Origin of the sequence: Mucilaginibacter sp. (assembly GCF_039935595.1) — a bacterium.
Lineage (GTDB): Bacteria > Bacteroidota > Bacteroidia > Sphingobacteriales > Sphingobacteriaceae > Mucilaginibacter.
Window position 1 is genome coordinate 1 of sequence record NZ_JBDTJZ010000190.1, and the last position, 10178, is coordinate 10178.

Annotated in this window: 12 protein-coding genes and 1 pseudogene; 8 read left to right on the forward strand and 5 right to left on the reverse strand. The window is 39.9% G+C overall.

Translation table 11 applies throughout. From position 1 onward, the window contains the following. Positions 1 to 55: 55 nt before the first annotated feature. Together ABI367_RS12965 and ABI367_RS12970 are read left to right on the forward strand one after the other, a co-directional pair. A complete protein-coding gene (locus tag ABI367_RS12965) occupies positions 56 to 1081 on the forward strand; it encodes a PfkB family carbohydrate kinase (RefSeq protein ID WP_462228349.1) in 1026 nt (341 codons plus the stop codon). A 59-nt stretch (positions 1082 to 1140) separates the two neighbouring features. Further along, positions 1141 to 1602, forward strand: a complete 462-nt coding sequence (locus ABI367_RS12970; RefSeq protein ID WP_462228350.1) for a NanQ anomerase/TabA/YiaL family protein — start codon at positions 1141 to 1143, stop codon at positions 1600 to 1602. 136 nt (positions 1603 to 1738) lie between these two features. Here ABI367_RS12970 and uxaC read toward each other — a convergent pair whose 3' ends face one another. The 3 genes from uxaC to ABI367_RS12985 all read right to left on the reverse strand — a co-directional run bounded on the left by uxaC (position 1739) and on the right by ABI367_RS12985 (position 4325). After that, a complete protein-coding gene (gene uxaC, locus ABI367_RS12975; RefSeq protein ID WP_462228351.1) occupies positions 1739 to 3139 on the reverse strand; it encodes a glucuronate isomerase in 1401 nt (466 codons plus the stop codon). 122 nt (positions 3140 to 3261) lie between these two features. Then, positions 3262 to 3477, reverse strand: a complete 216-nt coding sequence (locus ABI367_RS12980; RefSeq protein ID WP_462228352.1) for a hypothetical protein — start codon at positions 3475 to 3477, stop codon at positions 3262 to 3264. A gap of 71 nt (positions 3478 to 3548) precedes the next feature. Continuing rightward, positions 3549 to 4325, reverse strand: coding sequence for an HAD-IIB family hydrolase (locus ABI367_RS12985; protein WP_462228353.1), 777 nt, complete (start codon positions 4323 to 4325; stop codon positions 3549 to 3551). Positions 4326 to 4549: 224 nt separating this feature from the next. Here ABI367_RS12985 and ABI367_RS12990 point away from each other — a divergent pair, with 224 nt between their 5' ends. The 6 genes from ABI367_RS12990 (at position 4550) to ABI367_RS13015 (ending at position 7906) form a co-directional block, all read left to right on the forward strand. Continuing rightward, positions 4550 to 4909 carry a Spy/CpxP family protein refolding chaperone gene (locus ABI367_RS12990; RefSeq protein WP_462228354.1) on the forward strand — a complete coding sequence of 120 codons (360 nt, stop codon included), beginning with the start codon at positions 4550 to 4552 and terminating at the stop codon, positions 4907 to 4909. Between the two features lie 27 nt (positions 4910 to 4936). Next, positions 4937 to 5287, forward strand: coding sequence for a hypothetical protein (locus ABI367_RS12995; RefSeq protein ID WP_462228355.1), 351 nt, complete (start codon positions 4937 to 4939; stop codon positions 5285 to 5287). 110 nt (positions 5288 to 5397) lie between these two features. Continuing rightward, positions 5398 to 5757 (forward strand): hypothetical protein, encoded by a 360-nt coding sequence (locus tag ABI367_RS13000; RefSeq protein WP_462228356.1) that lies wholly within the window; start codon positions 5398 to 5400, stop codon positions 5755 to 5757. A 70-nt stretch (positions 5758 to 5827) separates the two neighbouring features. Continuing rightward, complete coding sequence (locus tag ABI367_RS13005; RefSeq protein ID WP_462228357.1) at positions 5828 to 6952, forward strand: aminotransferase class I/II-fold pyridoxal phosphate-dependent enzyme; 1125 nt, start codon at positions 5828 to 5830, stop codon at positions 6950 to 6952. Further along, positions 6945 to 7556 carry a dethiobiotin synthase gene (bioD, locus tag ABI367_RS13010; protein WP_462228358.1) on the forward strand — a complete coding sequence of 204 codons (612 nt, stop codon included), beginning with the start codon at positions 6945 to 6947 and terminating at the stop codon, positions 7554 to 7556. Before ABI367_RS13005 ends, bioD begins: the two co-directional genes overlap by 8 nt. Before the next feature lie 56 nt (positions 7557 to 7612). Next, a complete protein-coding gene (locus ABI367_RS13015; RefSeq protein WP_462228359.1) occupies positions 7613 to 7906 on the forward strand; it encodes a hypothetical protein in 294 nt (97 codons plus the stop codon). Between the two features lie 72 nt (positions 7907 to 7978). On the opposite strand, the gene argS is transcribed toward ABI367_RS13015, so the two are convergent. Both argS and ABI367_RS13025 read right to left on the reverse strand, forming a co-directional pair. Then, positions 7979 to 9745, reverse strand: coding sequence for an arginine--tRNA ligase (gene argS, locus ABI367_RS13020; protein ID WP_462228360.1), 1767 nt, complete (start codon positions 9743 to 9745; stop codon positions 7979 to 7981). Between the two features lie 110 nt (positions 9746 to 9855). Continuing rightward, positions 9856 to 10178: pseudogene (locus ABI367_RS13025) on the reverse strand (biotin synthase BioB); the annotation flags it as partial.

Genomic DNA, 10178 nt, shown 5'->3' on the forward strand with positions numbered 1-10178 from the left:
TATATGTATATATAGCTTATAAACTTATTTTTCATTTAAAACACTAACAATAACGATGTCTAAAAAAGTCGTAACACTGGGAGAAATAATGTTGAGATTATCAACTCCTGATTTTAAAAGATTTGTACAAGCTGATTCCTTTGATGTTACTTATGGCGGCGGCGAAGCTAATGTTGCCGCAGCACTTTGCAACTACGGATTGAACGGAACATTTGTATCAAAAGTACCTGCTAACCCTATTGGCCAGGCAGCTATAAACCATTTACGCCGTTATGGTGTTGATACCCAGTTTGTGGCTCGTGGCGGTAAGCGCTTGGGTATTTACTTTTTAGAAACAGGTGCATCTATGCGTGCATCACAAGTGGTTTATGATCGTGCCGATGCTTCCATATCAGAAGTTGAAGCCTCCGAATTTGACTTCGACAAAATATTTGAAGGTGCCGATTGGTTTCACACAACAGGTATTACCCCTGCCCTTAGTGATAAAGCCGCCGCTTTAACTTTAGCTGCTTTAAAAGCCGCAAAAGCTAAAGGCATTACTACCAGCATTGATTTGAATTACCGTAAAAAATTATGGAGCAAAGAAAAAGCCCGAGAAGTGATGACAGAGCTTTGTAAATATGTTGACGTTTGTATTGGTAACGAAGAAGATGCCGAAACAACTCTTGGTTTTAAAAGCGAAGGTACTGATGTTACTAAAGGCGAATTGAACCTTGATGGCTACAAAAATGTATTTAAACAAATGAAAGATAAATTCGGGTTTAAATATATTGCTTCTACTTTAAGGGAAAGCCATAGCGCATCTGATAACGGATGGAGCGCTTTAGTATATGATGGCACCGAGTTTTATCATACTAAACAATATGAAGTGCGTATAGTTGACCGCGTTGGTAGTGGCGACTCATTTGCCAGCGGTTTTATTTTTGGTTTGGTTACCGACATGAAAATGAGCGATGCTGCCGAGTTTGGTGTTGCCGCATCAGCTATTAAACATACTATACCGGGCGACTTGAACCACGCTACTTTAAGCGAAGTACAAGAGTTGGTAAAAGGCGATGGCTCGGGCCGTGTGCAACGCTAGTTATTAGATCATGGTTCATAGTTCATGGCATTGGTGCTATGAACTATAAACCATTAACCATGAACCAAATGATAATAGATACCTTACAAAGCGCCGAAAAATATTACGGTCTGCATAAAAATTTCAAAGTTGCGTTTGATTATTTAACTTCAACTGATCTTACTGCTGTTGAGGTTGGCAAATTTGATATTGCCGACGGTATAAAAGCCATTGTAGCAGAAGGTGAAGGCAAAGCTGCCGAAGTTGCTGCCGAAAAGTTTGAATGCCATAATAAGAATATTGATATACAGGTTTGCATCCGCGGGAACGAAACCATTGGCTGGAAACCTCGCCCCGATTGTACCAAACCCAAAGGCGAGTATAATGACGAGAAGGATGTGTTGTTTTTTGAAGATATGCCTGATATGCATTTCAGCCTAAAAGGCGGCCAATTCGTGATCTTCTATCCCGAAGATGTGCACGCGCCGATGATAGGCGAAGGATTGATCAAAAAGTTAGTGGTGAAGGTTAGGATAGCTTAACGCCTCTTAACTCATAAAAAAAGAGAGACTCGGAATAACCTGTGTCTCTCTTTTTGTTGGGCTGTCTCCCAAGCCCATCTAAATAAGTGATAGCCACTTTATCAGCCAGGCTCGGGGACAGTTTCTTTACTATCTTTTATAAGCCAAAATACTCCTTAGCGTTATTATAGCAAATATCTTTAATGATCTTGCCTGTCCAGGCTATATCATTTGGCAGTTCGCCGTTCTCAATATCATTACCAAACAGGTTGCACAATATCCTGCGGAAATACTCATGGCGCGGGAACGACATAAAGCTGCGCGAATCTGTTAACATACCTACCATTTTGCTTACCAAACCAATGTTTGATAACGAGGTTAACTGCGCTATCATCCCATCCTTTTGGTCGTTATACCACCAACCGGAGCCAAATTGTATTTTACCCGCTACAGATCCATCATTAAAATTACCGGTCATGGCAGCAAATACATCATTATCCGCTGCATTCAGGTTGTATAGTATGGTTTTAGTTAGTTTATTCTCTTTCTCCAATTTATTCAGGAAAGACGACAAGGCACTGCCCTGTTTAAAATCACCTATAGAATCCCAACCGGTATCAGGGCCCAACTCGGCAAGCGCACGGGTATTGTTATTACGCAAGCTGCCCAGATGGTATTGCTGTACCCACCCCTTTTCATGATCCCACACCGCAAATTCAAACAACATAGCTGTTTTAAATTTGGCGCTCTCCTGGAGCGTTATAGTTTGTTTACTTCTTATTTTCTGGAAGATGGCTTTTATTTCCTGCCCGGTATAATCCTCGGCAAACATGTGCTCGAGGCCGTGGTCAGATACTTTACAACCATTAGCCGCAAAATAATCATGACGGCTTTTTAGTGCCTTCAAATAGCTATCCAGGTCGTTAATATCGGTATTAGTTAAAGCCTGCAACTGATCTATATAGGCATTTAGCGCCACAGTATCTTCCGAATACATAGCTTTATCGGGCCTGAAAGATGGCAGCACCTGCGTAGCAAAGCCATCTTTAACCAGTTTTTGATGATGCTCCAGGTTATCTAGCGGATCATCCGTTGTACCTATCATTACCACTTTTTTACCGGTTATTAAATTACGTACACTATACTCCGGCGACTGTAGTTTTTCTGTACACTCATCATATATCCTACGGGCATTATCTGCCGATAAAATATCATGAATATCAAAATAACGCTGTAATTCTAGATGTGTCCAATGATAAAGCGGGTTGCGCAATGTATAAGGTACGGTAGCGGCCCATTTTTCAAATTTCTCCCAATCGCTTTTATTACCAGTTATATAAGCTTCATTTACTCCATTTGCCCGTAAAGCCCGCCATTTGTAATGATCACCGTATAACCAAATGTGGGTAAGGTTATTAAAGTTGATATTATTAGCTATCTGATCGGGCGGCAGGTGGCAGTGATAGTCAATAATGGGCATATCACTTGCATAGTCGTGGTATAATTTTTTGGCTGTTTCTGATTGTAATAAAAAGTCCTGATCAAGAAAATTCTTCATTAAAGTGTAATTGTTTACAGGTAGCAATTATACTTTATATATCACGGTTTATCAAATCTGAAACAAAATTGAATGCTATATTTTTTAAATGCTTTACCGCTCTATTACCAGTAAAACAGCGTTCACGCAGTCTTTTTTGAAGTTACAACAATTACAATCCCGCCAATTAATAAAATACCTCCTGCATAAGGTGGCCAGTTAACTGTTTTTTGCCTGTCGGCAGATATTTGCAGAGGCCCTGCATCAATAATTTTTTCCTTTTTTGTATAGGTAAACCCTGTCCATATAACCATTGCTGCGCCAATAATTATAAGTATAATTCCAACTGTTCTGCTCATAGCTTTTGTTATTTATAATGTATAATGGTTTATTGGCCTAATTGTTTGTTGATAGATCTAACCGGGTATTATTAAAGTCCTTTAAAATACTTACCTTTTACATCCAGGCAGGCTATTATACCCTCAACTACACGTTTGGTTTCGTTAGGATCTTTTATACATATCGATGCAACACCGGCCTCTTTGGCCGGGTAATCATTGCCACCCGGAAATATAGCATCACCAATAAAAAGCATTTCTCTTTTTTGTATACCTAATACACTTTTTAGTTTTTTAATACCGTAAGCTTTATCAATACCGGGTTTAGTAATATCTACAGAGGTAGTTCCGCCTAAATTTACGGCAAAGCCTGGTATCAGTTCTTTAAGGCGGGCCTGTATTTTTTTACGTTTGGCAAATCCGGGGTCCCACTCTTTTTTTGCAGTAAGCGGCGCTTCCTGTCCCAAAGCCGAATAAGTGATTTGGCTGCCCCTATCCTCAATTTGCTCTCCCCATATTTTTTTAGCGGTAAACCCGGCTTCGTCAACAGCTTTGGTTAATGATTCGGTTATTTTCCTTTTCTCGCCGTCAGTAAAATCTTCTGAATATAATTTCTTCCAACCAGTCTTACTTTTGTAACTATAAAACTTAGTACCACACGTAGGTAATATAATCAGGTTTTTAAGCTTACTATTATGCAAAAGATGAGCCAGCACCTGCTTTTCAAATTGGGGCCAGTCGCCGCCGGATATGATGGCTACCTTAGCTACGTTTAAAAGCGCATATAATACCTTTGCCATCTCCATGTCAATAGCCGATTTGCTTTCGGCAAGCGTACCATCCAAATCAAAAACTATTAGTTTTTTCATGTTTACATATTCTTAACTTCTGTTTATCTAACATCTGTAAAATCTAATTGTTCTGATAGGGAACTCAACATATTTGAGTCGTCCTGAAATAGGACCATCAGTAAACCTATGCCTGTATAATACCAGTTAAAAAAAAAGCTTTCCGAAATTCGGGAGGCTTTTTTTTGCATTTTAATATAATTATACTACCTTCAAACTATAAACTAAATAATACCCCAAAAAACATGAAAAAATTATTATTGGTAGCCTTATTGGCTACAGGCGTAAGTGCAGCAAGCCATGCGCAAGGTTTTCAAAGACAAACACCCGAAGAGCAGGTAGCAGCGTTAAAAACACAATTAAGTTTAACTGACGCACAAGTTGCTAAATTAACACCTATTTATGCTGCTCAGGCAAAAAGCAGGGATAGTTTAAGAACCGCATCAGGTGATGACATGCAAGGAATGTTTGCGAAGATGGCTCCTATTACTGCTGTTTACAACGCTAAGATCAAAGCCGTTTTAGACCCAACTCAAGCTGCTGCTTTTCAAAAGCAAATTGATGCCCGCGCGGAAATGATGAAACAACGCATGCAAGGAAACTAAACAGAAACAAGTATAACCTCAAAAACAATGAAAAAATTATTATTAGTAGCCTTAATGGCTATAGGCGTAAGTGCAGCAGTGCATGCACAAGGTCCTCCGAGCCCTGAAGAAGAATTGTCACAATTAAAAACATCGTTAACTTTAACTGATGCACAGGTTGCTAAAGTAAAACCTATTATTAATGCCGAGGCAAAAAGTAGAGATAGTTTATTTCAGGGTGGTGATATGCAAGCAGCATTTCCAAAAATGATCACTTTAATGAATGCATCAAGTGCAAAAATTAAAGCGATGTTAACTCCTGAACAAGCAACGATTTATCAAAAACAACTTGATCAAAGAGCTGAGATGATGAAAGGATTTCAAAATGGTGGTAATTAGTTAATAATAACTACTAAAAAAAGCTTCCCGAAATTCGGGAAGCTTTTTTTTTGTATATATAATATAATAACCCTAACTTCAAGTATAACTAAGTTAAAACCCGCCAAATTATGAAAAAATTAATGTTAGTAGCCTTATTGGCTATAGGCGTAAGTACAGTTAGCTTTGCGCAAGGACCAATGAGTCCTGAAGAACAAGTAGCTGCATTAAAAACATCATTAACTTTAACCGATGCCCAGGTAGCCAAAGTTACGGATATATACCAAGCTCGTGCAAAAAGTATAGATAGCTTAAGAAATGCTACGTCAGGTGATGACATGCAGACCATGTTTAAAAAAATAACGCCCTTATTTGCAATAACTAACGCAAAAATTAAAGCTATTTTAACTCCTGAACAAGCGGTGATTTTTCAAAAACAAGTTGACGCACAGAACGAAAGAATAAAGCAATATCAGCAAGGTCAGAATTAATAAAAATCAATGTCATAAAAGCCTCCCGATATTCGGGAGGCTTTTTTTATTTTAGCCGAAACTTATAACATTGGCATCAGCACAGCATCATATCGAAAAAAAACTGGCCGAACGGAAGGCATCAGGTGCTTACCGCACGTTGAAGCCAGAAAACACGCTGGTTGATTTTTGCTCCAACGATTATTTAGGCTTTGCACGGTCCCCCCTGCTTAAAAAACTTATTGAACAGGAAATTGCAAGTCATGCTTCTTTAAATGGCTCAACAGGTTCAAGACTAATTACCGGCAATTTAACCTATACCGAAAACTTAGAGCAGCAAATTGCGGCCTGGCATCATAGCGAGGCTGGTTTATTGTTTAATTCGGGTTATGATGCTAATGTGGGCCTGTTATCATCCCTGCCCCAGCGCGGCGATACTATTATTACCGACGAATTGATACATGCCTCGGTAATTGACGGCGCGCGCTTAAGTCACGCCAACCGCTATACTTTTAAACACAATGATCTGGAGGGCCTGGAAAGCAAATTAAAGCTGGCAAAAGGTGTATGTTATGTGGCTGTAGAGAGCGTTTATTCCATGGATGGCGATACCCCGCCCCTGCTGCAAATTGCCGAAATAGTTGAAAAACACAACGCGCATTTAATTGTTGACGAAGCACACGCGGTTGGTTTACATCAACGCGGGATAGTTGATGAGCTGGATTTAAATAACAAGGTTTTCGCTCGGGTAGTTACCTTTGGCAAGGCTTTGGGCTGCCACGGAGCAATAGTTTTAGGAAGCGATAAACTGCGAGAATACCTGATCAATTTTGCACGTTCATTTATTTACACTACTGCCGCCCCCTTTCACCAGTTAGCGGCTATAAAAATGGCTTATGAACTTTTGCCGCAATCAATTGATGTTATTGACCAGTTAAAAAATAATATTGCCTTGTTTAAAAAACCGATAAAAATTACCGATAGTTATCCCCTGATTGAAAGTGACAATGCAATACAATGCATATTGTTAAAAAGCAATGAAAAGGCGAGGCAAATAGCAATTCAACTGCAAAAAAACGGGCTGGATGTGAGGGCGATACTAAGCCCTACCGTTCCACAGGGATTAGAGCGTATACGTATATGTCTTCATGCCTATAATACAACGGATGAGATAAATTTATTGGCCAGTACTTTAAATCAACATATTAATGGGTAAACTTTATTTTGTTACGGGCATTGGCACCGGAATTGGTAAAACGCTGGTATCGGCAGTTTTAACGGAAAAATTGAAAGCCGATTACTGGAAACCTGTGCAATCGGGTGATTTAGATAACAGCGATACCTTAAAGGTAAAAGCATTAGTGAGTAACCCGATTTCGGTTTTTCATCAAGAAACTTACCTGTTAACGCAACCATTTTCGCCGCATAAATCGGCAAAATTAGACGGTGTTGAAATAGATCCGGCACGGTTTATTATACCGCAAACCAATAACAACCTTATTATTGAAGGCGCTGGTGGTTTAATGGTGCCCTTGAACGATAAGTACTTGATGATTGATCTTATAAAACAATTAAATGCAGAAGTGATTTTGATTTCGCAAAATTATCTAGGCAGCATTAATCATACCCTATTGTCGGCACAGGTTTTAAAACAATTTGATATACCGGTTACCGGTATTATTTTTAATGGCGATGAGGATACGGCATCACAAAGTTATATTTTACAATATACAGGCATTAAGCATTTAGGGCGTTTGCCGCAGCTTACTACGATTAACAAAACCACCATAAAGGCTGCCGGCCAACACATTACATTATAATTTTATTAAACTTTTCGGTTGCTTGTTTGTCAATAATAATAACAAACATCTATGCTATGAAAACAATAAATAAATTAGGGATAGCATTTGCATTTAGTACCGCGCTGTTCTTGTCTGCCTGCGATGGCAGTTACTATGTAACTTCACAACCTACCGAAACATATTATGAACGCCCGGTTTCGCCTTATGCAGGTGCCATATGGGTAGATGGCGATTGGGTTTGGCGCGGCGGCCGATACATACACAGGCAGGGCCACTGGGTAAGACCACGTAACAACCGTGTATGGGTAAGCGGTAGCTGGCAATCAACTCCAAGAGGTTATAGGTGGCGTAAAGGGCATTGGAGGTAAGCCTAGCCCCCCAGCCCCCTAAAGGGGGAGTAATAACAAAACTCCCCCTTTAGATTTTTTTAGGGGGGGGGCTCACATCCGTTCCGGTACATTAATACCCAACAATCCCATCCCCTTACTAATCACTTTTGCTGTTGCTGCAGATAGTTGCAGCCTAAATTGTTTTAACTGCTCGTCCTCGGCTTGTAATATTGATTTTTCGTGGTAAAATTTATTAAAAACTTTAGCCACCTCATACACATAATTGGCCACCAGGCCAGGATTATGACCGTCTGCAGCCTGGGCTATTACAGCCGGAAACTGGGTTAAAGTAACTATCAGATCCCGCTCAACATCAGCTAGTAATGATACGGAAACTGTGGTATTATTGATATACTCTGCACGGGCAAGTACCGATTTGATACGGGCATGTGTGTACTGTATAAATGGTCCGGTATGTCCCTGAAAATCTACTGATTCGTTAGGATCAAACAACAGGCGTTTTTTAGGATCAACTTTTAACAAAAAGTATTTTAATGCACCCATACCAATGGTATGGTATAGTTCCTGTTTTTCATTTTCGCTAAACCCATCTACCTTACCTAAGGCTTCGGTTTGCTGTTTGGCGGTTTGCTCCATTTCGTTGATCAGATCATCGGCATCAACCACCGTACCCTCGCGCGATTTCATTTTACCCGAAGGCAGATCGACCATACCATACGATAAATGGTACAAGCCTTTTGCCCAGGTTTTGCCCAGTTTATCCAGTATCAAAAACAATACTTTAAAATGGTAATCCTGTTCATTACCAACTACGTAGATAGACTGATCCATCTTAAACTCATCATACTTTAGCTGCGCGGTACCTAAATCTTGAGTGATATATACCGAAGTACCATCGCCGCGCAGTACCAATTTTTCGTCAAGCCCGTCGGCAGTAAGGTCTATCCACACTGAGTTATCTTCCTTTTTAAAGAATACACCTTTTTGCAAACCTTCGTCAATGATATCCTTACCTAACAAATAGGTATTTGATTCGTAATAGAATTTATCAAAATCAACACCAAGTTTTTTATAAGTAACATCAAAACCCTCATAAACCCAGCTGTTCATAGTTTTCCAAAGGCTAATTACTTCAGTATCACCTGTCTCCCATTTCCGCAGCATTTCCTGCGCCTCTTTTATAGCGGGTGCATTTTTCTTAGCCTCGTCTTCAGTTTGCCCGGCGACTTTAAGTTCGTCTATCTGCTTTTTATATTCTTTATCAAACAGCACATAGTATTGGCCTACCAGGTGGTCGCCTTTTAAACCGGTTGATTGTGGCGTTTCGCCATTACCAAACTTTTGCCAGGCCAGCATTGATTTACAAATGTGTATACCCCTGTCATTAACCAGGTTGGCTTTTATTACTTCATATCCTGCCGCACTTAAAATTTCGGCAACCGAGTAACCTAATAAATTATTACGCACATGGCCCAAATGCAGCGGTTTATTGGTATTGGGCGACGAATATTCTACCATTACCTTTTTGCCGTTAGGTTTAAATACGGCAAAGTCGTCGGTTAAAATATCAGTATATAATTGGTTTAGCCAATAGCTATCGGCTAATGAGATATTTAAAAATCCTTTGATAACGTTAAAAGCAGCAACCTCTTGAAGCTCGTTTTTAAGATATTCGCCAATTTCGGCACCTGTTTGCTCGGGAGATTTTTTGGAGAACCTGGTAAACGGAAAAGTAACTATAGTAATCTGGCCCTCAAACTCTTTGCGTGTTTCCTGCAAACCTACGGCACTGGGTTCAATATCCGTTTGGTATAATTGTTTAACAGCTTTAACGGTAGTATCAATAATAAAATTCATCCGTCAAAATTAATTAAAATGGCTGATAGTTCATGGTTCATGGTTCATAGTTGACAGTAAGTAACTATCAAATAGTTGACTATGAACCATGAACCATCATCTATCAACCACTAAATCACCGCATTAATGCTCATTTCCCTGATCTCTTTGGTTTCGGGGCGGCCATTTTTAAAGGCTTTACGTGGACTTAATCCCAGCAATTCAAACATGGCCATATCTTCATCGAACGTAGGATTTGGCGTAGTTAACAACTTTTCGCCGGCAAAAATAGAGTTGGCACCTGCCATAAAGCAAAATGCCTGCTCAACAGTGCTCATTTCGGTACGGCCTGCTGATAAGCGCACTACAGTTTTTGGCATAATGATACGGGTGGTAGCTATCATGCGTACCATATCCCAGATGGATACGCGTGGCTGATCGGCCAACGGCGTAC